Annotated in this window: 22 protein-coding genes; 13 read left to right on the plus strand and 9 right to left on the minus strand. The window is 52.3% G+C overall.

Going from position 1 to position 26,325, the window contains the following annotated elements; translation table 11 throughout:
* Window positions 1–9 precede the first annotated feature (9 nt).
* Genes hemF through hemA form a run of 5 tightly spaced genes read right to left on the minus strand, consistent with a single transcriptional unit; the run spans window position 10 to window position 4,848 of the window.
* Entirely contained in the window at window positions 10–966 is a 957-nt protein-coding gene (gene hemF / locus IEY39_RS21095) for an oxygen-dependent coproporphyrinogen oxidase (RefSeq protein ID WP_188935341.1), read from the minus strand.
* Window positions 953–1,999, minus strand: a complete 1,047-nt coding sequence (gene hemE / locus IEY39_RS21100; protein ID WP_188935343.1) for a uroporphyrinogen decarboxylase — start codon at window positions 1,997–1,999, stop codon at window positions 953–955. The genes hemF and hemE overlap by 14 nt, the downstream gene beginning before the upstream one ends.
* On the minus strand, window positions 1,996–2,676 hold the full coding sequence (locus tag IEY39_RS21105; RefSeq protein ID WP_188935345.1) for a uroporphyrinogen-III synthase: 681 nt from the start codon (window positions 2,674–2,676) through the stop codon (window positions 1,996–1,998). The genes hemE and IEY39_RS21105 overlap by 4 nt, the downstream gene beginning before the upstream one ends.
* Before the next feature lie 2 nt (window positions 2,677–2,678).
* Window positions 2,679–3,617: a hydroxymethylbilane synthase gene (hemC, locus tag IEY39_RS21110; RefSeq protein ID WP_188935347.1), complete on the minus strand. Its 939-nt coding sequence runs from the start codon at window positions 3,615–3,617 to the stop codon at window positions 2,679–2,681.
* A gap of 4 nt (window positions 3,618–3,621) precedes the next feature.
* A complete protein-coding gene (gene hemA / locus IEY39_RS21115; RefSeq protein ID WP_188935349.1) occupies window positions 3,622–4,848 on the minus strand; it encodes a glutamyl-tRNA reductase in 1,227 nt (408 codons plus the stop codon).
* Between the two features lie 149 nt (window positions 4,849–4,997).
* On the opposite strand from hemA, the gene hemH reads away from it, so the two are divergent.
* The 5 genes from hemH (at window position 4,998) to IEY39_RS21140 (ending at window position 13,360) form a co-directional block, all read left to right on the plus strand.
* Window positions 4,998–6,023, plus strand: a complete 1,026-nt coding sequence (hemH, locus tag IEY39_RS21120; RefSeq protein WP_188935351.1) for a ferrochelatase — start codon at window positions 4,998–5,000, stop codon at window positions 6,021–6,023.
* A 12-nt stretch (window positions 6,024–6,035) separates the two neighbouring features.
* The gene (locus IEY39_RS21125; protein ID WP_188935353.1) at window positions 6,036–6,563 is read left to right on the plus strand and encodes a CopD family protein; all 528 of its coding nucleotides are present in this window, start codon (window positions 6,036–6,038) and stop codon (window positions 6,561–6,563) included.
* A 32-nt stretch (window positions 6,564–6,595) separates the two neighbouring features.
* Window positions 6,596–8,230 (plus strand): hypothetical protein, encoded by a 1,635-nt coding sequence (locus IEY39_RS21130; RefSeq protein WP_188935355.1) that lies wholly within the window; start codon window positions 6,596–6,598, stop codon window positions 8,228–8,230.
* A 734-nt stretch (window positions 8,231–8,964) separates the two neighbouring features.
* Window positions 8,965–12,438 carry an isoleucine--tRNA ligase gene (gene ileS, locus IEY39_RS21135; RefSeq protein WP_188935357.1) on the plus strand — a complete coding sequence of 1,158 codons (3,474 nt, stop codon included), beginning with the start codon at window positions 8,965–8,967 and terminating at the stop codon, window positions 12,436–12,438.
* A 4-nt stretch (window positions 12,439–12,442) separates the two neighbouring features.
* Window positions 12,443–13,360 (plus strand): TraR/DksA family transcriptional regulator, encoded by a 918-nt coding sequence (locus tag IEY39_RS21140; RefSeq protein WP_188935359.1) that lies wholly within the window; start codon window positions 12,443–12,445, stop codon window positions 13,358–13,360.
* Window positions 13,361–13,362: 2 nt separating this feature from the next.
* Here the strand turns inward: IEY39_RS21140 and IEY39_RS21145 are convergent, their stop codons facing one another.
* Window positions 13,363–14,133 carry a PLDc N-terminal domain-containing protein gene (locus IEY39_RS21145; protein WP_229689014.1) on the minus strand — a complete coding sequence of 257 codons (771 nt, stop codon included), beginning with the start codon at window positions 14,131–14,133 and terminating at the stop codon, window positions 13,363–13,365.
* Between the two features lie 132 nt (window positions 14,134–14,265).
* On the opposite strand from IEY39_RS21145, the gene IEY39_RS21150 reads away from it, so the two are divergent.
* Window positions 14,266–16,809: a S9 family peptidase gene (locus IEY39_RS21150; RefSeq protein ID WP_188935360.1), complete on the plus strand. Its 2,544-nt coding sequence runs from the start codon at window positions 14,266–14,268 to the stop codon at window positions 16,807–16,809.
* On the opposite strand, the gene IEY39_RS21155 is transcribed toward IEY39_RS21150, so the two are convergent.
* On the minus strand, window positions 16,806–17,369 hold the full coding sequence (locus IEY39_RS21155) for a YolD-like family protein (RefSeq protein WP_188935361.1): 564 nt from the start codon (window positions 17,367–17,369) through the stop codon (window positions 16,806–16,808). The genes IEY39_RS21150 and IEY39_RS21155 overlap by 4 nt on opposite strands.
* A gap of 10 nt (window positions 17,370–17,379) precedes the next feature.
* Entirely contained in the window at window positions 17,380–19,194 is a 1,815-nt protein-coding gene (locus IEY39_RS21160) for an ABC transporter ATP-binding protein (protein WP_188935362.1), read from the minus strand.
* A gap of 160 nt (window positions 19,195–19,354) precedes the next feature.
* Between IEY39_RS21160 and rbfA the strand changes: the two genes are divergently transcribed.
* Both rbfA and IEY39_RS21170 read left to right on the plus strand, forming a co-directional pair.
* A complete protein-coding gene (gene rbfA, locus IEY39_RS21165; protein WP_188935364.1) occupies window positions 19,355–19,717 on the plus strand; it encodes a 30S ribosome-binding factor RbfA in 363 nt (120 codons plus the stop codon).
* The gene (locus IEY39_RS21170; protein ID WP_188935367.1) at window positions 19,714–20,925 is read left to right on the plus strand and encodes an FtsX-like permease family protein; all 1,212 of its coding nucleotides are present in this window, start codon (window positions 19,714–19,716) and stop codon (window positions 20,923–20,925) included. The genes rbfA and IEY39_RS21170 overlap by 4 nt, the downstream gene beginning before the upstream one ends.
* A gap of 36 nt (window positions 20,926–20,961) precedes the next feature.
* Here IEY39_RS21170 and IEY39_RS21175 read toward each other — a convergent pair whose 3' ends face one another.
* Window positions 20,962–21,795, minus strand: a complete 834-nt coding sequence (locus tag IEY39_RS21175; protein WP_188935369.1) for a transketolase — start codon at window positions 21,793–21,795, stop codon at window positions 20,962–20,964.
* Between the two features lie 235 nt (window positions 21,796–22,030).
* Between IEY39_RS21175 and IEY39_RS21180 the strand changes: the two genes are divergently transcribed.
* From IEY39_RS21180 to IEY39_RS21200, 5 genes are all read left to right on the plus strand, one after another.
* Window positions 22,031–23,167, plus strand: coding sequence for an MraY family glycosyltransferase (locus IEY39_RS21180; RefSeq protein WP_188935371.1), 1,137 nt, complete (start codon window positions 22,031–22,033; stop codon window positions 23,165–23,167).
* A gap of 40 nt (window positions 23,168–23,207) precedes the next feature.
* Window positions 23,208–23,771, plus strand: a complete 564-nt coding sequence (gene frr, locus IEY39_RS21185) for a ribosome recycling factor (RefSeq protein ID WP_188935373.1) — start codon at window positions 23,208–23,210, stop codon at window positions 23,769–23,771.
* Window positions 23,772–23,886: 115 nt separating this feature from the next.
* Entirely contained in the window at window positions 23,887–24,267 is a 381-nt protein-coding gene (gene mscL, locus IEY39_RS21190; protein WP_188935375.1) for a large conductance mechanosensitive channel protein MscL, read from the plus strand.
* Window positions 24,268–24,281: 14 nt separating this feature from the next.
* Complete coding sequence (locus tag IEY39_RS21195; protein ID WP_229689015.1) at window positions 24,282–25,301, plus strand: DUF3078 domain-containing protein; 1,020 nt, start codon at window positions 24,282–24,284, stop codon at window positions 25,299–25,301.
* 134 nt (window positions 25,302–25,435) lie between these two features.
* Entirely contained in the window at window positions 25,436–26,323 is an 888-nt protein-coding gene (locus IEY39_RS21200; protein WP_188935380.1) for a segregation and condensation protein A, read from the plus strand.
* Window positions 26,324–26,325 lie beyond the last annotated feature (2 nt).

The raw sequence follows: 26,325 nt of genomic DNA on the forward strand, positions 1-26,325 counted from the left end.
AAAATGATTTTATTCCTTTGCCCAATCTCTCGGATGCAGACAGGCATCCAGCAGATCGGCCTCCGGGCTCCCTTCTTCAGGTTGATAATTATAACCCCACCGCGCCCTTGGCGGCAGGCTCATCAAAATGCTTTCCGTTCGGCCATTCGTCTTAAGCCCGAATAACGTACCCCTGTCATGGATAAGGTTGAATTCCACGTACCGCCCCCGGCGGATCTCCTGCCATTCCAGCTCCCGCTCACCATAAGGCATAGCCGCCCGTTTCTCCGCGATAGGCAGATAGGCGGGGACAAAGGCATTCCCGTTGGCCTGCTGAAAAGCAAAAAGCCGGTCGGCATCCGCGGCATCGGCCGGCCGGAGATGGTCATAAAAGACCCCGCCGATGCCCCGCATCTCATTATCACGGTGTTTGTTGACAAAATACTCGTCACACCATTTCTTATATTTCGGGTACCAGGTCGGGTCGAAGGGGTCCATGGCCATTTTGAAGCTCCGGTGGAAATGCCGGGCGTCCTCCCGGAAAAGATAATAAGGCGTCAGATCGGCGCCGCCGCCAAACCACCGGTCGGTGACATGTCCCGCCTCATTGTAGAGTTCGAAATACCGCCAGTTGGCATGCGTGGTCGGTACATAGGGATTCACGGGATGGATCACCAGCGAAAGTCCGCAGGCAAACCAATTCTTGCCTTCGATCTTCAGCTGCGTGCGCATCACATCGGTCACCTTCCCCCAAACGACGGAAGTGTTGACGCCTCCTTTCTCAAAGATGCGGCCATTCGTGATTATCCTCGTCTTGCCGCCGCCGCCTTGTTCCCGTTCCCATTCGTCGGTGACAAAAGATGATTTTCCGTCCAGGTCTGCCAACGCGATACAGATGCGGTCCTGCAGCCCCAGGATATAGTCGATCCAGTGTTCGCGGAAAGCCCAGGTCTCGGTCTTGTACAATGCACCATCAGGCTGGTTCATATTGATAGTTTTTCACGGTTTCAACAAAGGCTCGCGCATGGTCTACGGGTACATCGGGTAGGATGCCGTGGCCGAGGTTAGCGACATAAGCACCCGATCCCTCCTTGAAGGCATCAAGCATCGCTCTCACTTCTTTTTCAATAACTGGTATTGGCGATAATAACTTCGCGGGATCGAAGTTGCCTTGCAATGCAACCCTATTCCCGGCTAACTGCCGCGCCATTTGCGGGCGGATACACCAGTCGATGCCCAATCCATGCGCACCCGTCGCCGCCATGCCTTCCAGGCTGTGCCAGGCTCCCTTTGCAAAGATGATGGTCAATACTTCGTCTTTCAGTGCATGGACGATCTGCCGGATATACCGCAGGGACAGGTTCTCAAAATCTTCGGGACCCAACAACCCACCCCAGCTGTCGAAGATCTGCACAACATCGGCGCCTGCAGCTGCCTGACCCTTGAGATAGTCGATCGTCGTGTCCGTTATCATTTGTAGAAGCCGATGGGCCGTCTCCGGCTGGGTATAACAAAAAACCTTCGCCTCGTCAAAAGTCTTGGAGCCTTTCCCCTGCACCATATAACAAAGCAGCGTCCAGGGCGCGCCGGCAAATCCGATCAGCGGAACCCGCCCGGCCAGCGTCTTCTTGGTGAGCCGCAGGGCGTCGAATACATAACCAAGCCGTTCTTCGACATCCGGCCTGATCAGCCTATCCAGGTCGGCGGCCTTTTTTATGGGGTCAGGCAACAGCGGTCCCTTTGACTCCACCATCTGCACCTCCATTCCCATGGCTTGCGGTACGACCAGAATGTCGGAAAATATTATCGCCGCGTCCACCCCAATCTGTTCCACTGGTTGGATGGTTATTTCCGCCGCCAGTTCAGGCGTCTGACAACGCTCGAAAAAGGAATATTTCTCCCTTAGGATTCGGTAGTCCGGAAGATAACGTCCCGCCTGTCGCATCATCCACACCGGTGTCCGTTCGGTCTTCTCTCCTCTCAGGGTGCGCAATAACAAATCATTCTGGAGTGTATTCATAATGTAAAATGAGCTATCATCTGATGGATCAATAGTTCTTTATCCGGCTTGCTGCTGACTATCGCGGCTCTGCCCGTTCGCGCAAGAATGGCCGTTGCGGTAGTCCGGCCGATAGCAAACAGCGCGGCTGCTGTCTCAACGCTATTCACCGAAAAGAAGCTTTCGACCCCGCTTGGGCTAAAGAAAGCGATCCCATCATAGGTCCGTTCCAGCTTGAGCGGCGTGAGGGCCGTCCGGTAAACGATCACCTCATGCACGCGGAATCCCGCCTCTCGTAAAAGAGTCGGCAACTCTTCCCGGCGCTGATCGCCACAAAAGAACCACACCTCTTTCTCTACTCCGGCCCCGATGATCACGGTCGCCAGGGCTGCCGCCGAATCCGCCGTACCCGCGATGGCTGCTTCGCCAAAATACTCCACCGCCAGCCGCCGCGTGACCCCACTGGTACAAAAGATCTTCCAGCCATCCGTCCCCCCGCTGCCCGTCAACGCCTCCACAGCATGCTGGCTGGTAAACACCACATTCCGCGCCCTCTCCGGCATCTCGCCGGCACGCTCGACAGCCTCCGTCCGGATAAAAGGCACTATGTCCAGCTGGATGCCCTTTGTCGCCGCTTCGATGATCAGGGGCGCCGGCACATCTGCGGTGGACAAAATATATCGTCTCGGAATAGACATTTTCACTCTTTCACGGGCGCCGCCTGCTCCGCAGCACGGATGCTTTCGACAATAGTCCGGCCACCCCTTTCCAGCAATTCCTCCGCCGCAGCTTTTCCGGTATCGTTAGCCCTGTCGAGAGGCAATATCTTTTCAATTTCGGCTTTTTGCTTTCCGTCATGCGACAAGATCTGACCGCTGAAATAAATATCTCCATCCTCTATTTCGGCCAATGCACTAATGGGTGTGGAGCAGCCGCCGAGCAAGGTACGCAGGAAATCCCGTTCTATCCGGGTGCAAAGCGCCGTATTCGCATCGTTCAGCGGCTCGCAGGCGCTTAAAATTTCATCCTCGCCCCGGCTGACGACAAGGATGGCGCCCTGTGCAGGGGCAGGTAGCATCCAGTCCAGGACAAGGCTTTTCTCCGGGCGGAGATGGATGCGTTCGAGCCCGGCTTGCGCAAAGATGGCCGCATCCCAGTTCTCTTCGCCAAGCTTCCTCAGTCGGGTATTGACGTTTCCTCGGAGGTTTTCGATCCGGTGATTCGGATATTTATGCAGCCACTGGGCCTTGCGGCGGATGCTGCTGGTGGCGATGGTTGCTACGCCATCCCGATGAAGGAGGAATTCGGTATCCTGTTTGTACACGAGCAGATCGTGTACGGGTCCCCGTTTCAACACGGCAGCTTGCTCGATGCCTTCCGGTAATTGAGTAGGAACATCCTTCATGGAGTGCACCGCAATGTCTATCTTATTATTCAGGAGAGCGATATCCAGGCTGCGGGTAAAGACTCCCTGCACCCCCATCTCATATAAGGGCGTCTTCAGATCGATATCTCCTTCGCTTTTTATGGGCACTAGTGTAGTGGCAAAGCCTTCTCTTTCCAACAGGTCTTTCACCTGTGTCGCCTGCCAGAGAGCAAGGGCGCTTTCTCTTGTGCCTATGCGGATGGGTAAATGCATTAGCCTAGCCTCCGATATACTCGTTTATCGCCTGGATATAGTGACAGCCTCCCTGGTTATGCTGGCGCATCCTGGTCGCCATGCCATTGAGCACCCGCTGTATCTGTTGATCGGCATCGTCGGTGGCGGACATCGTTTCCCCCGCAAGCTGGCCGTACAACGGACTCGTATGTAATTCTTTTAATTTGGTCTTGACGGCCTTCAACACCGGGACATGTTTGCGCATCGCATACCAGTCCATGAATTCTGTGATATGCTCCACGATGATGGCCTTTGCCTTCGGAACTTCTGCCTCGCGCCGTTGCAACGTCTCGTCCTTTATCTTCGACAGCTCGTCCACGTTTACCAGCGTGACCCCCGGCAGGAGGGCCGCCGACTTCTCCACATTAAAGGGAATAGAGAGGTCGATCACCAGTTTTTCTCCTTGTCCTTCGAGATGAGAAGCCATCAGGGTAGGCTCTTCGGCATTGGTAGCGACAAGGATGATGTCCGCCTTATTGACGTAAGTGGATAGCTGATCGAGCGACGCATAGCCTACTCCGGTTTCGGCAGCCAGCTCGGCGGCACTTGCCTCCGTCCGGTTGATCAGGGTGATATCCCTCATCCCGAGATAATCGACCATATTCCGGCAGGTGTTGCGTCCTATCTTTCCGACGCCGATCAGCAGGATATGTTTTCCCGTCAGATCGGCGAATGTGCTGCGGATATATTGAATGGCGGCAAAGGATACCGATACGGTGCCGCCGCTGAGTTCGGTCTGGTTCTTCACCGACTTGGAAGCCTGGAGTACACAATTGACCAGCCTGTCCAGGAAGGCGCCGACAAACCGGTTTTCCCTGGCAAATTTTACGGCTTGTTTTATCTGTCCGACAATCTCGTAATCGCCAAGGATCTGTGAGTCGATGCCCGCGGATACCAGGAAAAGATGCTCTATTGCCTCGGCGCCCCGCTTGCTATAGGCTATCTCCATAAACGTCGAAGTATCGCCCGTCGTAGCCGAACACAACAGACCGGCTAATTGCCGGACATTATCGGCAAAACCATAGATCTCGGTCCGGTTACAGGTGGACAGGACAAATAATTCGGATAAATGATGCGCGGGAGCGAGCGAAAGGAGATGGGAATACTGTTCGTTGCTGATGGCGAATTGACTGCGGATCGCGGCGTCGGTTTTCTTGTAATTGATCCCTACTACGTAAAATCCTGAGATATCAGTGGTCCTTGTACCCATTTCTACAGTTATTGATACTAGTACGAAAGCAAAAGTACTTGCTGCGGTGGCTATAATTGGTTTTCCTCTGTCATTAGACTGTCATTTCCCAAAAACCACCCCCCTGGGGCAACTTTTGGGCCCGCAACCAGCTATTTTTGCAGTCATTTATGATAGCACCAACAGGCAAGCGAGCCATCCTTCTCATGAATCTAGGCTCACCGGATTCCACCACCACCCGGGACGTTCGTACTTATTTGATGGAATTCCTGATGGACAAAAGGGTTATCGATTATCCCTGGCTGTTTCGGAAGATACTGGTCGGCGGGCTCATCGTCCCTTTCAGGGCCGCAAAGTCGGCGGAAGCCTACAAGACCATCTGGACAAAAGAGGGGTCTCCGCTCATCGTGCTGACCCGGGAGTTGCAGCAAGCCCTCCAACCGCTGGTCGACGAGCCCGTCGGGATCGCTATGCGCTATGGCAATCCCTCCATGGACGACGCCTATCGTTCCTTGCTAAAGCAGGTGCCACAGCTGGAAGAGGTAATTGCCATCCCGCTCTATCCTCATTATGCGATGGCGTCATATGAGACGGCTGTAGAATATGCACGAGAGATACATCGAAAGAACAAGTATACCTTCCGGCTAACCTTCATAAAGCCCTTCTACAATGATCCGTCTTATTTAAAGGCGTTGAGCGAACATATCCGGCCCTATCTGCAAAAGCAGTACGATCATATCCTTTTTAGTTATCACGGCGTGCCGGCGCGCCATATTCGTAAATCCGATCCTACGGGTCACCATTGCCTGAGCTCGGCAACCTGTTGCGATACGGCTTCCCCGGCTCATGCTACCTGCTATCGTCATCAATGTTTTGCCACTACCCGCGAAGTAGTGCGGCAACTGGGCATCCCCGAAGGGAAATACAGCAACTCTTTCCAGTCGCGACTGGGCAAGGGCTGGCTCGAACCGTTCACCGACATCCGGCTGGAAGAGATGCCAAAAGAAGGGATAAAAAGGCTGCTGATCCTCTGTCCTGCGTTTGTAAGCGACTGTCTGGAGACCCTGGAAGAGATAGCTATAAGAGGCAAAGAAGCCTTCCTCGCAGCTGGCGGCGAAGAGTATACGATGATCCCCTGTCTCAATGCGGACTCGCAGTGGGCAGCCGCGCTGGCAGGATGGATCAAAGAGGCATAGAAATTTTTTCCTATGTATAACTACATCAAGGCCCTCCACATCGTTTTCATCGTCACCTGGTTTAGCGGGCTCTTTTATATGGTACGGCTCTTCGTCTACCATACCGAAGCCAATGCAAAGCCCGAACCGGAGCGAACTATCCTCATGCAGCAGTTCCGGGTAATGATCCGCCGCCTGTGGCTGGGCATCACCTGGCCCTCCGCGATCCTGACGTTGATCTTCGGTCCCTGGGTAATGGGCATGCTTGGCAGCTTCCCCACCTGGCTGGCCATCAAACTAGGCTTCGTCATCGGACTCTATGCCTATCATTTTTCGTTGCAGGCCATCTACCGGCAGCAGATGAAAGGCATCTTTCGCTATTCTTCGCAGCAGCTGCGCATCTGGAACGAGGTAGCCACCATCTTCCTCGTCGCGATCGTGATGCTTGCCGTCGTCAAACAAAACATGAGCTGGGCCTGGGGCCTTCTTGGCCTCGTGCTCTTCGTCATCTTATTGATGAGTGCAATAAAAATATACAAGATCATCCGCACCCGATCGTGACAGTTCCATCCCGTTAACTCCAAACTGCTATCATGAACCCCATCATCCCGAGACTCATCGGCTTCAGTCTGGCGATCTTCCTGGGCTATGCCCCGGGCCTGGCTCAGACCAGCCTACCCGCCGCCCTCGATCGGCTGGAAACCAGCCATTTGATCACTGCCTACGAAAAGGGAATGGTGCAAAGGCAATACGATCAGCTACAACAGCGCTTGAAGGATACTTCCATCCTCCACACGAAAATCGATTATTCCCGCAACGAGACCTTGCTTGGGCTGTTGACGCAGGCAAAAACGTTCTCTACTCCCGGCACTTCCAGCATTTTCCACTTTAGCCCCTTGCCAAGGGCGGTAACTCCCGCGATCAAGGCCTGGATCGACACCTTCATCCGCAAAATGGATGCGGTAGGACTATTGTCCGGGTGGGGAAAGGACGAATTGCTGACCCTGAATGGACAGGGCAGATTCGATTGGGAAATTACCGCTGCATCCTGGGCCTACCACACTGCCAATGAAGAATATTTCCTCCGGCCGGAATGGCTGAAGCCGTTTGCCGATTCGCTCCATGAATTTAACGTCATCACTGACGCAAACTACCACTTGCTGATGGAGCGAAGCGCCAGGGGCGATCTGCATCGCTATACGGAGATCCCCGCCTACCTGGATTTTTGTACCAACATTGATCTCCGAGCGCTTCCCGCCGACAGCATCCCATTCCTCGATTCTCTTTATGCCCGTACGGCAAGAACTTTTCCCGGATTGCAATATGATTCCATAAAGTATAAGGTGGCCAAGGACACAAAGGAGTCATTCCCTGATTTTGATTCCTACAACCTGAATACGACCATCTGGAAAAAAGGAAAAGCCTTCTCGTATTCGGCCTTTTACTATGCTTCCTCTGGAAATAGAATGTTGGGGCGTGCCCGCCTGCCCGAGCGATATTATATCATCTTTAATAAGATGCTGGCGGATATGGATTCTCCTTACCGCCTGCATCAAGCCACCGATGACAGTAGCCATTTCGCGATCATCGCGTTGACAAAACGTCAGTTCAAAAATTTCAACTGGATGCATGATGGGGCCCTCGGTTCATATATGATGGTAAGTTACGAAGGTGACGCTAACAACATCACCCAGGAAAACATTACGGCAGCGCTACGGGCATACGATTCGATCGGCTTGTTTTCTCATCTGACCCGGGCTGAAAAGGACAGCGGCATGACGGAGCTCGACGGCAAGGAGATCAATCATTACAGCGATATCCTGAAATGCTTCAAAAACGTGGTCTTCGACATCGATATGAAATACGGCGTCGACACCGGAATGTATAGACAGTTCACGATGGATCTGGCGCTCATCTCAAGAGGCGGTTTCCGGCCGCAAAAGATTGTCGACGGATATAACTGGAAGAGAACGGACTTCGCCTATGGGTTTACATTAGGCAAAAGACCTTATCTGGTGACGCTGCACCAGCCGGGCAAATATCTTGATCCCGCGTTTTGGGAGCTCATCGTGAAGGCTGAACGGGAAAATGATACCAAGGGGCGGTTTTACGACATCTATCCTACAGATGGAATAACGACGGTCTATCTGACCAGGGCGCAATATGCCTTTCTCCATAGCCGCCATCTGCTTGAATTTACTGACCCCGGCGAACAGGTCACCCCATAAACTAAAATTGGCCCGGGGAGGTACATTTTTATAGACCCCCCCTGGGCCAATACTCCGGGGTAAAAAGGTAGGTTTTCCGGAAACTGAAAATTCGTACTCGGTGATTCAGGAATTGAGATCTTAGAGCCTGGCGCTTGTCGAACGGGTTTTTTCGAAGGTAATATCAGAGATTAAAAACGGGATGGCTACGGATCCGTCATCAGATAAGGCGAATGCAGTCATCGAATAAGGTAAATACAGTACACGGTGTTAGGTGGAAGTGGGGAACTACGGTGGGATAGGTATATTTAAAAGGAAGGGGAGTAGGAATACCCCCCTTTTTAACCCCTAAACCCTAAACCGTAGAAATAGTTAGAATAGCTTGTATATTGTCGGGTGATGGTCACCCTATTTGTATCGCTTTTCTGCAAATACAGTATCCAGAAATTATGCCAAAACCCGTTAATGTGGATAACTACGACGAAATAAGACCTTTTTTAAATCGATTTAGCGGGCATTTGGCAATCCTTTAACAATGTTCGGCAATTACCCTGCCAGGTTCGTCCATTACCTCCCTGCACCCACAATACACCATGCCAACCCACGCCAGCAGGCGCCCCTACCCATGCCAGGACAGCTCGCCACTACCGGCCCGAAAGCCCATTATTGGCCGTTTTTTTGTAAATTCGCGTCCCCAACAGCCGGCCCACAGGCCGCTTCAACCCCCGAACCCAGTTAAAATTAACGCATTATACATGGCCACGAAGTACAAGGAATATCAACAACTCAATTTACCAGCCATAAGCCAGGACATTCTGGCAAAGTGGGAAGCTGAACGGGCCTTTGAGAAAAGTGTGGAATTTCGGGAAGGAGCTTCCCCATTCGTATTCTACGAAGGCCCCCCAAGCGCCAACGGCCTCCCCGGCATCCACCACGTTATCAGCCGCACCCTGAAAGACCTGGTCTGCCGCTATAAGACCATGAAAGGCTTCCAGGTGAAACGCAAAGGCGGCTGGGATACCCATGGCCTGCCCGTAGAACTGCAGGTCGAAAAAATGCTGGGTATTACAAAGGAAGACATCGGCAAAAAGATCTCCATCGCGGAATACAACGAGACCTGCCGTCGTGAAGTGTTGAAATACAAGGATAAATGGGACGAACTCACCCGCCGGATGGGCTATTGGGTCGACCTGAAGAACCCCTATATCACGTTCGAGAACAACTACATCGAAACCCTTTGGTGGATTCTCGCGCAATTATATAAGAAGGGCCTGCTCTACGAAAGCATCAGCATCCAGCCCTATTCCCCTGCTGCCGGTACCGGCCTCAGCTCCCACGAGCTGAACCAGCCCGGTTGCTATAAGGATGTAAAGGATACTACGGTCGTTGCCATGTTCAAAGCCGTCCGCAACGCAAAAAGCGAATTCCTCTTCCGGCTGGCCGAAAGCAACGACATCTATTTCATGGCCTGGACGACGACCCCCTGGACCCTTCCGTCCAACCTGGGTCTCACCGTCGGTCCGCGCATCGACTATGCCCTTGTAAAAACATTCAATCCCTACACCCATCTGCCTGTCAACGTCATCCTTGCTAAAGCATTGATCGGCAAATACTTCAAACCAGAAGGAGAATCCGCTGACTTCGCCGCCTTCACCCCGGAATCCAAGATCCTCCCCTGGAAGATCCTGGGAGAATTCAAAGGCAGCAACCTCGAAGAGCTGCGGTACGAACAGCTGCTCCCCTTCGAAGCCAATAGCCCCGAAAAGGCCGGCGGCGATCCCTTCCGGGTGCTCCTGGGCGATTTCGTCACCACCGAGGATGGCACCGGCATCGTCCACACGGCAACCGCCTTCGGCGCCGATGACTACCGGGTAGGACAGAAGTATAATATAGGTATCCTCATCATGGTCGACAAGCAGGGGAAATTCGTTGACGGCCTGGGTGAGTTCAGCAACCGGTATGTCAAGAACTATAAGGATGATCCTAACTATGTGGACGTCAATGTTGACATCTGCGTGCGGTTAAAGAAGGACAACCAGGCCTTCCGCATCGAAAAATACGAACACACCTACCCGCATTGCTGGCGCACCGATAAACCGGTCCTTTATTATCCCCTCGATGCCTGGTTCATCCGCACCACCGCCCTGAAGGACAGGATGGTCGAATTGAACAAGACAATCAACTGGAAACCAAAATCCACCGGCGAAGGCCGCTTCGGCAACTGGCTTGAGAACATGGTCGACTGGAACCTCAGCCGCAGCCGGTACTGGGGTACACCGCTTCCCGTATGGCGCACCGAAGTGCCCGAGACCCCAACCGAAGCAGACCTCAGCGCCCGCGAAGAGCTGTGCATCGGCAGCATCGCCGAACTCCAGGCCGCCCTCAAAGCCTCCATCAAAGCAGGCTTCATGAAACCCACAACCGGCCTCACCGAACAAGGGTATGTCGAAAAGCTCACCGCTGACCTGCATAAACCCTACGTGGACGATATCGTCCTCGTCAGCAAAACAGGCCGGCCGATGAAACGCGTCGCCGACCTCATCGACGTCTGGTTCGACAGCGGCGCAATGCCCTATGCCCAATGGCATTTCCCCTTCGAGAACCAGGAGACCTTCGCTCAGAACTATCCCGCCGACTTCATCGCGGAAGGCGTCGACCAGACCCGTGGCTGGTTCTATACCCTCCATGCTATCGCTGCGCTGTTGAAGGAATCCGTCCACGAAGAGCTGCAGAAACTTCCCCCCGCCATCCTGCAACCTGGTTCCCGCGGACCCGTCACCGCCGCCGACCTCGACAAAAAATACCCTGGCCTCGCGTATAAAACCGTCGTTTCCAACGGCCTCGTGCTGGACAAGAACGGCAATAAAATGTCCAAACGCCTCGGCAACGTCGTCGACCCCTTCGACACCATCGGAAAATTCGGCGCCGACGCCACCCGCTGGTATCTGATTACCAATGCGTCTCCCTGGGAAAGCATGAAATTCGACCTCGACGGCATCAAGGAAGTGCAGCGCAAATTCTTTGGAACGCTATATAATACCTACCAATTCTTCGCCCTCTACGCCAACGTGGACGGCTTCACCTTTGCAGAAGCCTATGTCCCGCCCGCAGAAAGGCCGGAGATCGACCGCTGGATACTTTCCTCCCTCAACAGTTTGGTTACCAAGGTGAACGCGGCTCTGGACGACTACGAACCTACCCTGGCCGGCCGGCTTATGGAGGATTTCCTGGACGAACACCTCAGCAATTGGTACGTCCGGCTCTGCCGCCGCCGCTTTTGGAAAGGGGACTACTCGCAAGACAAGATCTGCGCTTACCAAACGCTTTACGAATGTCTCGAAACCCTCAGCCGGCTGATGGCGCCGATCTCGCCCTTCTTCGCGGACTGGCTGTTTGTCAACCTCAACGAGGTCACCGGCAGAATAAAAGCCGCTTCCGTGCACCATACCGACTTCCCGACGGCCGATGCAGACTTTATCGACCTCCCGCTGGAAGAACGGATGCAACTGGCACAGGACGCCTCCTCACTGATCCTTTCCCTTCGTAAAAAGGTGAATATCAAGGTGCGTCAACCCCTGCAGAAGGTGCTCATCCCCGTCCTCAACCCGGACATGAAACACCAGCTGGAAAAGGTGGAAGACCTCATCAAGGCCGAGGTGAATGTAAAGGGGATCGAATATCTCAACGGTGATAACAGCTTTATAAAGAAGAAGATAAAGCCAAACTTCATCGCGCTCGGGAAAAAACTGGGCGCTAAAATGAAGGCCGTCAGCGCTGCACTTGCCGAATTTTCGCAGGAGAACATAGCAAAATTGGAAAAAGAAGGTGATATTACTTTATTTATTGATAAAGAACCCATAATATTGTCTATTCAAGAAGTAGATATCACCAGCGAGGATATCCCCGGATGGGTAGTGGCAAACAAGAATGCACTCACCGTTGCACTCGATGTAACCGTTACCCCCGAACTGGCCCAGGAAGGTAATGCCCGCGAGTTCGTCAATCGCATCCAGAAGATCCGGAAAGACAATGGTTATGAGCTCACCGACAGAATATTGGTTAAAGTAGCGGACGTACCCTCTCTTACTGATTCCTTGACACAATTTAATGATTATATTTGCGCGGAAATTTTGGCAGATTCTATCGAATTGGTTAAGGAACCGACTAATGGCACTGAAATTGAAGTGAATGATATTCTTTTAAAAGTGTTCGTCACTAAAAAAGCCTAACTGTATGGCAACCAAGAAGAAAGCGGCAAAGCCCGCTAAAAAGACCGTAAATGTCAAGAAAATAGCACCGGCTAAAAAAGCGGCTCCAAAATCTGCCCACTCGTCAGGTGGTAGCAAAACCGCAAAAAAATCACCGGCCGCTAAGAGTATTGCCAAACCGGCCGCTAAAAAGGTTGCACCGACAGCTGCTGCAAAAAAATCCGCACCCGTATCAGCAAAAAAACCCGCTGTATCTACCCATACTTCTAAGCCGGCACCCAAACATCAGCCGGTAGCTGCTCCCGTATCGAAAGCAACCCACCCGGCTGCAAAAGCGCAACCTCAGACACCCTTAAAACCCACCGCGGCACCCGTTGCTGCCAAACCAGTAGCCTCTGTACCTGCACCACCGCCACCCATAACGCCGCGGCCGGAAGCAAAAAAACCGGCTGTCCCCGCCAAACCGGTGAAAGTGGTCATCCCGGAAATAAAAACAAAAACGGTTCGCAAATACGAACCCGAATTCACAAAATCAGTATTAGACACCCCACAAGAAGAACAAACTGGACCCACTATGAGATACAGCGACGCAGAACTTGGAGAATTCAGGGAATTGATCAATCGCAAATTGGACGCAGCTAAGAAGGAATTGGCTTACCTGCAGGGATTGATCACGCGCAAGGACGAAATGGGGGGCGACAATGATGACGCCCGCTACATGACCATGGAAGACGGAAGCATGAGCATGGAAAGAGAGCAGCTGAGCCAGATGGCCAGCCGCCAGATCACCTTTATCGATCACCTGGAGAAAGCCCTGATGAGGATTGAGAATAAGACGTATGGTATTTGCCGGGTCACAGGAAAACTCATCGATAAAGCCAGGCTCAGAGCCGTTCCCCACGCTACCTTGAGCATCGAGGCCAAGCAAATGATGAATAAATAAGGTTAGCCCTTCTTGATGAGGCTACCCCGCAGTTCCTCCCTCGACTTCTGTATCCAGGTGTAATTGGCCCTCCTTTCCCTGGAGCTAAGATGAGGGCTCTCCTTTACTATATCCTCCAGGATGCCCTGGGCTTCACTGTCACGCCCCGCGCGCTGCAAAAAAAGACTATACTGATACCTGGCCTCGAAATCGGCAAACCGCCCCTTCATTTTCCTGAACTCCTTTTCCGCACCCTCTTTGTCCCCTGTGATCTCCAACGCCCGCGCATAATAAAGATGCGCCTCGCTGCGGGCAAAAGGCGGCGTATTATAGATCTTTTTCGCCAGCAGGATCAGTTCGGGATACCGCTCTGTCTTAAAGTAAGCCGCTATCAACCGGTTGATAACATATTCATTTTCTGAGAAAGCCCCCGTCAGGCTCGACGAATACAACTCTATAGCTTCTTCCGTCCTGCCTGACAACATATACGCATTGGCCAACAGCACCCGGTTGTTGAACGTATCGGCAAACCGCAGATTTTCCTCCAGCCGTCGAGTCCGAGCCGCAGGACTCACCAGCAAAGAGCTAAGCCCTCCCTGCCAGTTCCCCCTGTTCAGCTCGGGCACTATCTCGGTGAAGAAATACGCAATACTACCTATCAACGGAACGAATACGATCAACCAGATCCACCTTTGCTGCGTTCCCCTGCGAATGCAATGCAGTACGCAAATAATCTGCAACGCTATGGAAATATAATAGAAGTAACCAGGAATGAACGGGAACATTCGAAACATCGGGAAGGAGTTTGCGGCTAAAATAATAAAAGTTTTTCCACCCGCTTATCCTATAATGCTGCCGCGGGTAAATATGACCGAAATGACTGGAAAAGAAAATATTATATAGCATAATTAAAAGAATAACTGCTTATGCCCCGCCTCATCATACTACTGCACCTGCTTGCGGCCGCCTTCATCGGCTACACCCAATCGATACCCGCAACCAGGGCCAACTTCCAGGCAGCCGCCCGCTTCTCGCCAAAAAAGCTGGAAAAAATGATCTTCACCACCCAGGTAGACGCCCATTGGCTAAAGAAAAGCACCCGCTTCTGGTATATGTACGAGACGACAGAGGGCAAGAAGTGGTACATCGTCGATCCCGCGAAAGCAGAGAAAAAGGCAATGTTCGACAACGATAAATTAGCCGCAGCCATCTCTCGTATCATAAAGGATCCCTTCGATGCAAAACACCTCGGCCTCGACAGCCTGCGCTTCATCAAAGACGAGAATTGGATCCAGTTCGAAGTAAAAAGCTCTGAATCCCTGCGTAAAAAGAACTCTACAAAAGATTCTACCGCAAAAAGAATAATCTATTTCGAATACAACCTGCTCGATGGCACGCTCAACGAGCTCACAGGCTATAAGAAACCAAAACACAAACCCAATTGGGCCAGCATCTCACCCGACAGCAACACCATCGTCTTTGGCCGCCACTTCAACCTGTACTGGATGGACAGGGCCAATTACGAAAAAGCGTTACAGAACGAGGATGACAGCACCATCGTCGAACATGCTCTGACGACAGATGGGATGGAAGATTACAGCTACCATGGCAGCGGTGTCCTGGGTGGTGGTGGTGAGAACAACGTTGAAAAGGAGAAGAATAAGAATAAGCGCAAACCGGCTCAGCTCTTCTGGAGCCCTGACTCCAAACATTTCGCCATGTCGCGCGCTGATGTGCGCAAGGTCAGGGACCTCTGGGTCATCAACTCGATCGCCGACCCGCGTCCCACACTCGAGACCTACAAATACATGATGCCCGGTGAAAAAGAGGCACCCATCCAGCAGTTACTCGTCTTCGATCTGGCTTCGCATACCCACCAGGCGATCAACGTCGGCGAATTCAAAGACCAGGATCTCGCCATCTGGTCGGCCCCCACGAAAGAAAGCTCCCGCGATGACGATTACCGTACACAACTCTGGCTGGGAACATCCGGAAAATTCTATTTCACTCGAACCAGCCGCGATCTCCATCGTATCGACGTCTGCTCGATCAACATCGGCGACACCTTAACGCATTCGCTGATACAAGAAAGCCTCAACACGTATGTGGAGATCCGCCGCCTGGGACTCGTCGGCGAAGGTCACGAACTCATCGAATGGAGCGAAAGCGATGGCTGGGCCCATTTCTATCTCTATGACGGCAGCGGCAAGCTAAAGAACCAGATCACCAGCGGCGCCTTCCACTGCGAGGACATCGTTGACATCGACGACAAAAAGCGCATCCTCTATTTCACCGCAAGCGGCAGAGAGCCGGGTGAGAACCCCTACTACTTACATCTATATAAGGTGAACCTCGACGGCAGCGGACTCACCCTGCTGGATGGTGGCGACTTCGATCACGGCGCCAGCATGGACGATGAACAGCAGTTCTTTGTCGACAACTTCTCCCGCGTCAACACCATTCCCAAGTCAGTCCTTTATAACAGCAGCGGTCACAAGATCATGGACCTCGAGACGGCCGACCTCAGCTCCCTCTTCGCAGCCGGCTATAAATTTCCACAGCCATTCACCCTAAAGGCCGATGACGGCATCACCGATCTCTATGGCGTGATGTACAAGCCGTTCAACTTCGACAGCACAAAAAAATATCCGTTGATGGAATATGTCTATCCCGGTCCGCAAACGGAAGCCGTCAATGCCTCGTTCGGCCGTTCGATGGATCGGATCGACCGGTTGGCGCAATTAGGCATCATCGTCATCACCGTTGGCAACCGCGGTGGCAGCCCCTCGCGTAGCAAATGGTATCACAACTATGGCTATGGCAACCTGCGTGACTATGGTCTGGCGGATAAAAAAACGGCTGCGGAACAACTGGCCGACCGCTATCCGTTTATCGACATCGATCGCGTAGGTATCTACGGCCACAGCGGCGGTGGCTTTATGAGCACCGCGGCAATGCTGGTATACCCCGACTTTTTTAAGGTGGCCGTGTCTTCCTCCGGCAATCATGACAACGCCATCTACAATCGCTGGTGGAGTGAAAAACATCATGGCGTAAAGGAGATCGTCGGCGACAAAGGCGATACCAGCTTCCAGTATTCCATCGAGAAAAACCCCGATCTGGCAAAGAATCTGAAGGGCCATCTGATGCTCACCACCGGCGACATCGACAACAATGTTCACCCGGGCAATACCATCCGCGTGATCAACGCCCTGATAAAGGCCAACAAACGCTTCGACCTCGTCCTTTTGCCGGGCCAGCGCCACGGCTATGGCGACATGCAGGAATACTTCTTCTGGCGAATGGCCGACTATTTCTCGCGTTACCTCATCGGCGATGAATCGGCACGACCCATAGACATAGAAGAGATGGATCGCGAGATCCCCCTCACCGGCGAAAAGGCCGGCAGCAACCGGGAGCCTCTTGGTATGGCGCCCGACGAAGAGGATGAAGATGATGGGGGATACTAATCCTTAGGTCTGCGAAATAACCGGAATAAACCATCCAGCGAAGTCCAGGAATTTTTTATCTCAGCGGCCGGGTTTTCTTTTTCCAGTGTTTTTTCGAATACGCCAAGTGCGCCCATGTTCCTGTTATAAATGGCAATCAGCAGGCTGTCTTCAAGCCCATTGGATTGAAATCGTACCTCATAAACCTGCGCCGTGCCTCTTATCCCATTGCCGCCCATGCCCGTCAATCGCAGGGACAGGATGTTCTTCAAAGGTATCGACTGCTCGATGCCCTTCTTGTCGATATACAGGGCCTGCTCGTCAAAGGTTATTCTATGTAGGAAATCCCTGACCCTCAGCACAAAACCGGCATCCCAAATGGTGAATATAAAACAAAAGAATGCGGCAACCCCCGTCACCAGCTGAAACAGCGACGGTCCCGTCAGGTGTTGTCCACTGACGTATTCATCCTGGTGTTTGCCAAAAAGCAGGTTGGCGGCGAGGCAGGCGACCGCCACGCCTAAGTAGATCAGGGGGCGCTGAAAACCCACCCTGGGATAAGTCAATTCGATACGATTCATATGGGGCAGTCTATTTTACTTCCTGCATCTCTACCAGCTTCTTATAAAACCCGCCGCGGGCGATCAGTTCATCGTGCGTCCCGCGCTCCACGATCTGTCCCTTCTGCAGCACGATAATCTCATCGGCATGCCTGATCGTGCTCAGCCGGTGCGCGATCACGATACTTGTCCGGTGCTCCATCATCTTATTGATGGCATCCTGCACCAGCCGCTCGCTCTCGGTATCGAGCGAAGAAGTGGCTTCATCGAGAATGAGAATAGGCGGGTTCTTCAAAAGCGCCCGCGCGATGGTCAGCCGCTGGCGTTCACCTCCGCTGAGCTTGCTGCCCCTGTCGCCGATATTGGTTTGATAACCCTCTTCTTTGTGGATGATAAAATTATGCGCATTCGCGATCTTCGCCGCCTGTTCGATCTCCTCCTGCGTGGCATCCTGTTTGCCAAGCGCGATATTGGCAGCGATGGTATCATTGAAGAGGATGGGCTCCTGGGTAACGATACTCATCTGCTCGCGCACCGACTTCAACGAATACGCTTTTATGTTGATACCATCGATTAGCAATTCCCCACTCGTGACATCATGAAACCGGGGAACCAGGTCGGCCAGGGTCGACTTACCCGCACCGCTGCTGCCCACCAGGGCGATGGTCTTACCTTTCTCGATCACGAGATTAATGTCCTGCAGGATACTCGCATCCTCATACGAAAAATTCACCCCACGAAACTCGATCCGGTCGCGAAAAACCTCCAGCTTCTTTGCATGCGGATCATCCTGAATCGTCACCGGCGCTTTTAACAAGTCTTCTACCCGTTCGATCGCCGCCGCACCACGCTGGATATTGAACAGGGAGGTAGACAGGTTTTTCGCCGGGTTGATCAGCAATCCGAAAACGGCGATATAGGTCATCAGGTCACCACCCGAAAATCCCTTTCCATGCGTCCGGAAGATCAGCATCCCGCCATAGTACAGGATAATCGTCAGGATGATTATTCCCAGGGTCTCCGTCAGCGGCGAAGCCAGGTCCCGCCGCGCATTCATCTTATTGCGGGTATGAAAAAGACTATCGTTCAGTTGGATGAATTTCCGGCGTAAAACCGATTCCGCTCCAAAACCCTTGATCACCCGGATTCCCCCCAGTGTTTCATCGAGCACCGAAAGACTCTCCCCCAGCCGGATGGCAGCATCCTTGGACTGCCGCTTTAGCGTCCGGCTGATCCGGCCGATAAGAAATCCTGTCAACGGAAGGAGGATCAGCAGGAAGAGCGAAAGCCATGGACTGAGATAGACCATATAGGCCAGGTAGCCAATAATGGTCAGCGGGTCTTTGATCATCCCCTCCAGCGTACTGACGACCGATGACTCGATCTCGTAGATATCATTGGTCATCCGGGAAATAAGATCCCCCTTCCGCTGCTCGGTAAAATAGCCGATCGGCAGCGCCAGGATCTTATCGTACAGGTCATTGCGTAAAAAAGTTATCGTCGCGCTTCGGATAGGAGAAGAAATATAGGACGACCAATAATAAAACAGGTTCTTAAGTATCGTGGTGATAATGATCAGGAGACAGATCACCAGTAAGGTAGTGGATTTGTCGGAATGCCTCATCACCTGGATCAGCAGGTCTTTCAGCCCGCCGATGGCATTGGTATTGAGGGTCATTGCCTGCCCTGTCTGCCCTTCGCCCTGGAGAAGGAGGGTTAGAAAGGGGCTAAGCATACCGAGGGAGATCAGCCCAAAGAGGATGGATAGGATATTAAAGATCAGGTAAACCACTATCTTTCCCCTGTACCTGGACAGGTACTTCAAGATCACCGAGAATTTCTTCATGCTGAAATCCGTAAATTTGGGGGCAAATTTAGCAGTATTCCCGCTTCCGCGCCTCGGATTTAACGGTTTAATGTAAATCCTCGGCGCGAAACCATAAAAAACTGGCCTTCGGCCGGCGGACCCGTGGTCCGCCTTGTCACGGATTTAGATAGTTAATGATATGCAAGAAGGAAAAAGACAGAAACAAGTGGGCGCGCTCCTGATGGAAGAGCTGAGCGGCATCTTCCAACGCCTCGGTCTGAGCATGATCGATGGCGGCCTCATATCCCTCACCGCCGTAAAGGTCACGCCCGATCTGCTGGAAGCACGCGTATACCTCAGCCTCTTCCAGGCGAAGGATATCCCCGGCACCATGAAAAAGATAGAAGAAAGAGCCTGGGAGATCAAGCGGGAACTGGCCGCCCGGGTGAAACATCAGTTGCGCCGTATACCTACCCTGAGCTACTTCCATGACGATACGCTGGATCATGCCGACAAGATGGAAGAGCTCTTTAGGAAGATAAAAAAAGATGGCCCGCAATGAATTTTCTATTCGCCTGGCGATATTTTCGGGCAAAAAAGTCAACCAACGCGATCAATATCATCGCCTGGGTGAGCATGTCGGCCATTGTGGTCGGCGCAGCCTCTCTGATTCTCGTTCTCAGTGTGTTCAATGGCTTTGAAGATCTCGTCAAATCACTTTACAGCAGTTTCTACCCGGATATAAAGATCACTCCCGCCAGCGGAAAGACCCTGACCCTTACCCCGCAACAGCTCCATCAGCTGACAACCATCAGCGGGGTCCGTGCCGTGTCGCTGGTGGCCGAAGATAAAGGCATCCTGGAGAACGGCGACATCCGCGTTCCGGCCTATCTCAAGGGCGTCGATAGTAATTTTACGATTGTATCCGGGGTAGGGAATACACTGGAAAAAGGAATATTCGACGTTGGGACGCCAGACACACCCCGCGCCATTCTCGGCTCAGGCATCGAATATACCTTGGGGGTGGAAGCAAACAAGGATATATTGCCCTTGGGCGTCTACCTTTTTCGCCGGGGCAGCGCCGACCCCATGGCATCCATGAACCATCAGGCGATGGTTGCCTCCGGGGTATTCCGCATCCAGCAGGATTTCGACGACCATTACGCCATCACGAATATGGGTTTTGTCAAGCAGATGATCGGCCTGGGACCAAATGAATATAGCAGCGCCGAACTCGCGGTCACCGACCCTACCCGGGTGCTTGCCGTCAAACAGGTGATCACTCAGTCACTCGGCAACGCCTATCGCGTCCAGACCCGGTACGAGCAGAACCAAAGCCTTTATAATGTAATGGGGACAGAAAAATGGGTCATATATATCGTGCTGACCCTCATTCTCATCGTGGCCGCCTTCAATATGGTGGGCGCCCTGACTATGCTGGTATGGGAAAAACAAAAAGATATCAATGTACTCAAGGCGTTGGGGGCCAATAATAGTTTAATCCAGCGTATCTTCCTCACCGAAGGGCTCCTGCTGGCCCTGATGGGTGGGGGAGGAGGGATGTTGCTGGCTGCCATCATCTGTATCCTGCAGATAAAATACAAGCTCATCCCCTTACAGGGAGGCTCCTTCCTCATCGATTACTATCCCGTAAAACTGGTAGCAACGGATTTCCTAATGGTATTCTGCACCATCGGCGTGGTTGCCTTGCTGGCCTCCTGGCTGCCTGCGCGAAAGGCCGCCAACCAACCGATAGCTCTTAAAACGTAAAAGGGCCCCGGATGAGGCCCCTTTACGTTTGTTTTATCAGTAGTCTCCAAGCGTCTCAGGCAACTGCGCCAACGCTTTTTTCAGCTGCTCGTCATTGGGCGCGACACCATGCCAATGGTGGTCATTCTCCATAAAATCAACACCCTTACCCATAATCGTATGCATCATGATCGCAATAGGCTTACCCTGCCCCGTGAGACCCTTTGCCTTGTCAAGAGTGGCGATCACCTCGTCCATATCGTTGCCGTTCATCTCCAGCGTGGTCCAGCCAAACGCATCGAACTTGGCGTGGATATTCATCAGATCCATCACCGACTTGGTCGTCCCGTCGATCTGCTGGCCATTCCAGTCAACCGTAGATATAAGATTGTCAACTTTTTTCGCAGCTGCAAACATGATAGCTTCCCAGTTCTGACCTTCATCAAGTTCTCCATCCCCATGTAGGGAATACACAATATTTTTATCGTTATTGAGTTTTTTGCTTAGTGCCGCACCGATGGCAACACTCATTCCCTGACCCAGTGATCCGCTGGCTACTCTTATGCCGGGCAGATGTTCATGGGTGGTAGGATGACCCTGGAGCCGGGAATTGATCTTGCGAAAGGTGGCCAGTTCTTTGATATCGAAATATCCGGCCCTGGCCAGGGCCGAATAGAATACGGGGGAAATATGACCGTTGGACAAAAAGAAAATATCTTCATTCTTGCCATCCATATGAAAGTTGGGGTCGTGTTTCATTACTTTGAAATACAATGCGGTGAAATATTCGGTACAACCGAGAGAACCGCCCGGGTGGCCGCTTGCAGCGCCATGCACCATTCTGACAATATCCCTTCTGATCTGTGAAGCGATCGCTTTTAAGTCTGACATATTAGTTGATTTATTGATTCCTTTCGACAAATCTAAAGGATTTTTGCTTGGAGCCCTTAAACTTTTGTATTATCTTTCGGTCTCATTTCTCCCTGAACAAACAACTATTTGCAAGACCCGACAACCCCCGCAGGAACACAAGGCCTGATCTTTGCTATAAGAGTTTGTCGTTTCTAGTCTAGATACTTTATAAAAAAAGAATTCCTATTTTTGTTCACGAATCAAAATCAGACTGATGTTTGATGTCCTACTTTCGATAGCTATTTCATTTACTGTAACCTTCCTAGCCATCCCAGCCGTTATCAATGTGGCGGAAATGAAAAAGCTGTTCGATATGCCCGATGCCCGGAAAGTCCATCACATCCCCATCACCCCACTTGGCGGTATTGGCATCTTTGCCGGTTTCATTTTTGGTAGTCTGCTTACGCTTCATTTTAATCAATACGCTGATCTTCAATATTTTATAGCCGCAGCCTTTGTCATTTTCTTCCTGGGTCTCAAAGACGATATCCTCGTCATTTCCCCCGTAAAGAAATTCATCGGCCAGGTATTGGCAGCGTTTATTATCATTTATTACGGCAATATCCAGATCCGCAGTATGCATGGTTTCTTCGGAGTATATCAACTACCCGAGATGTTTAGTCTGCTGCTCACCTACTTCGCCGTTATTGTGGTTATCAACTCTTTCAACCTCATAGATGGCGTTGACGGTCTTGCCGGCAGCCTCGGACTTTTATCCACTACCATCTTTGGTGTTTACTTCCTTTATGTCGGGATGTCGTCCTATGCCGTTCTTGCCTTTGCCCTTGCCGGCAGCCTCCTGGCCTTTCTCATCTTTAATTTTCAACCGGCAAAGATCTTTATGGGGGACACCGGCTCCCTGTTGGTGGGAACCATCAACTCCATTCTGGTGATAAAATTCATCAACGTTGCGAACACCCCCGATGTAAATTTCCCCATTCCTGCTTCCCCTGCGGTAGGCTTCATCATCCTGATGATCCCCCTGCTGGATACCTTGCGGGTGTTCGGTATCCGCATCCTTCACCGCCGTTCGCCTTTCAGCCCCGACAGGAATCATATCCACCATCTCCTGCTCGACCGGGGATTCTCGCACCGGGCCATCACCCTGACCCTGGTTGCGGTAAACTTCCTGGTCATTGTTGCTGCTTTCCTGGGCCGGTCGCTGAATTGCACCTACCTCATTGTGGGCGTATTCCTGCTTTTCTTTTCCCTTATCGCGGCAATCTACTATCTGCTGCCCGGTCCCCGGCTATTTGTTGCCAAGACGGCCAAGGAAGAGAATGCTCAGCTGACAAAAGCGTCACACTTGGTAACCCTGAAAAAAGACTCCATTCTCGAGCAAAACAATTGATCTTTTGACGTAGGTTTGCAGCATTGTCAATCAAATATTTATGTCAGACGATCTGGAACTTATCCTGGAAGATACCCGGGAAAGTATGAAAAAGGCGCTCAATCACCTTGAAACTGAACTGGTTAAGATAAGAGCCGGAAAGGCTAACCCACAGATGCTCGAAGGTCTCACGGTCGATTATTACGGCAGCCCGACTGTCCTCAACCAGGTGGGTAACATCTCCGTCATGGATGCCCGCACGCTGACCATCCAGCCCTGGGAAAAGAATATGCTCCAACCTATTGAAAGAGCGATCATCAACGCCAACCTGGGCGTTACCCCCCAAAATGACGGCAATATCATCCGGCTATTCATGCCCCCGCTGACGGAAGAGAGAAGAAAGGAATTTGTAAAACGGGCCGGCAATGAAGGCGAACAATCGAGAGTCGCCATCCGCAACATCCGCCGAGACGCTATCGAACAAATAAAGAAATTACAAAAGGACGGTCTTAGTGAAGACGAAGCAAAAGACGCAGAAAAAGAAATTCAGGATATAACCGACAAGCATATCAGCATGGTGGAAAAGCACCTGGCGGCAAAGGAAAAAGAGATCATGTCGGTATAATGATCTTTCTCCCTCCCTGGTCCCTCCCCTATAAACTCCCCCCCTAGCGCATACTCGCAGAACTCGATGACATTCGTGTTGTAACACTTTCATTCAATAACTAAAAACAACTATCATGGGAATGCTAAAAGAGTTCAGGGCCTTCGTTATGCGCGGCAATGTACTCGATCTTGCCGTAGCAGTGGTTATCGGAGCTGCCTTTAGCGCGATCGTTTCGTCTTTGGTCGGAGATGTCATTACCCCTCTGTTATTGGCCCCCGCCCTGAAAGCAGCACACCTGGAGGACATCGACAAATTAGCCTGGGGTGCGGTGAAGTATGGTAACTTCCTGGCGGCCGTCATCAAATTTGTTGTCATCGCCTTCGTCCTTTTCCTTGTCGTGAAATTCTTCCAATCCCTTGAAAGGAAGAAGGCTGAAGCGTCACCCGCACCCGCTGAACCTACCGCAACCGAAAAACTGCTGACCGAGATCCGCGACGAATTGAAGAAACGCTAAAAAACTGACGAACTATGATGAAGAATGGCTCCAGGAAATCACTTATCCTGTTCCTCCTTACTATTGGCCTTATCCCCTGCTTACACGCCCAAAACAATTCGCAAGCCTTGCAAAAAGAGGTGAGTGGCGCAGGTATCACAAAAGACCCGAACGATACTACAAAAATGACCTGGAAAACCGGCGGGCTCTATAATCTCACCTTCAATCAGGCGGCGTTGAGCAACTGGGCGGCAGGCGGCGACAATTCCGCGCTGTCTCTCAATACCTTGCTCAACCTCTATGCCTTTTACGTGGACGGCCGTCGGTCGTGGGACAATTTCCTCACTCTGGCATATGGTATAGCGAATACGACCAGCCTCGGCACCCGCAAGACGGACGACCGCATCAATCTCACCTCGAAATATGGCTACGACCTGGGCAAGAAATGGTATCTGTCCGGCCTCCTGGACTTCCGGAGTCAGTTCGCACCCGGCTATAATTATCCCACGGGTAAGCCCCGCGTGTTCACATCGGACTGGCTCGCTCCGGCTTACGTCCTTCTGTCCATTGGTATGGATTACAAACCTACCAGCAACTTCGACGTCTTCCTTTCCCCCGCCACGGCCCGGGAGCTGATCGTCAATAATGATTCCCTGGCGGCGGTTGGCGCCTTCGGCGTAGACTCCGGCAAAAAGTCCCGCTTCGAATTCGGCGCGTATGCCTCCGTCAACTACACTTCCAACCTGAGCAAGACCGCTACCTATGTAGGCCGGCTCGATCTCTTCTCCGATTATACCAAGAACCCGCAGAATATCGCCCTGTACATGACCAACGTCCTCAACGTCAAGGTGAATTCCTCGATCAGCATGAACCTTGCCCTCACCCTTATTTACGATGATAAGATCAGGTCGGTGAAAGCCGACGGTACCCCTGGTGGACCCGCTCTCCAGTTGCAGGAAGTATTGGGCATCGGTCTGGCCTATAAATTTGCAAAAAAGGTCCGCAAGCCCGCCGCGCCGCCCACTCCGCCACCGCCCGCCGCTCCCCCGAAGTAGCGTGGCCCCCGGCGAGCCACCCGCCGCCCCGCCCCCGCCGCTTCCGCCGCCCCCGCCTCCTGCCGCCCCCAGGTAGACAACTTGGGGAAAACCCGGCCCCCTGTTCGCATGGAAAAAGTTATTTTCGTTGGATCATGACCAGCTATCAGATCAAATTACCTCAATTCGAAGGTCCCTTCGACCTCCTCCTCTTCTTCATCGAAAGAGACGAATTGGATATTTATAACATACCTATCCATAAGATAATTCAGGATTTCCTCGAATACATCCACGGTCCGGAAGCCCTGAATATCGAACTGTCCAGCGAATTCATCCTCTTCGTCTCCACCCTGATGCGCATCAAGGCCAAGATGCTCCTGCCCCGCAAAGAGCTGGATGCCGAGGGGAATGAGATCGATCCCCGCCAGGAATTGATTGACAAGCTCCTGGAATACAAACGCTACAAGGAAGCCGCAGCCACCCTCGCCGAAATGGAAGCCATCCGTCACCTCATGGTACGTCGTGGCAACCTCCAGAAAGAGCTTTCCTCGATCGGCGAAGAATCCGGCGAAGGCACCGAGATCCAGGCCATCACCCTCTTCAAATTGATGAAGAGCTTCGAAAGGCTGATGCAAAAGATCCAGCAACGCCAGAACAAACCCGTGCACACCGTCGTACAATACAACTATACGATGGAAGGCAGCCGCAAGCATATCCTCACCACCATCCGGCAAGAGCGTACCATGTCCTTCGAACGGCTCTTCGACGTCTGCAGCGACAGGCTGCACGCCATCTTCCTCTTCCTTTCCATGCTCGAACTCGTGCAACTCAACTATATGAACATCCTCGTCGGCGAAGGCCGGAATAATTTTATCGTGGAGTTCAACCCCGAACGGCCGGACGATCCCCTCGAGGACGCGGCCCTCACCGGTGACACGGACCCCCAACCCGACGACGACGGCCCGTCGAACGGCAATGGTTTTGACAGCGACAATGGCCTGGGCGGTCTCTTCCCCGGCTTCCTCGACGCATCGGCAAACTAGGT

It is taken from the genome of Puia dinghuensis, from assembly GCF_014642875.1.
GTDB classification, from domain to species: Bacteria; Bacteroidota; Bacteroidia; order Chitinophagales; family Chitinophagaceae; genus Puia; species Puia dinghuensis.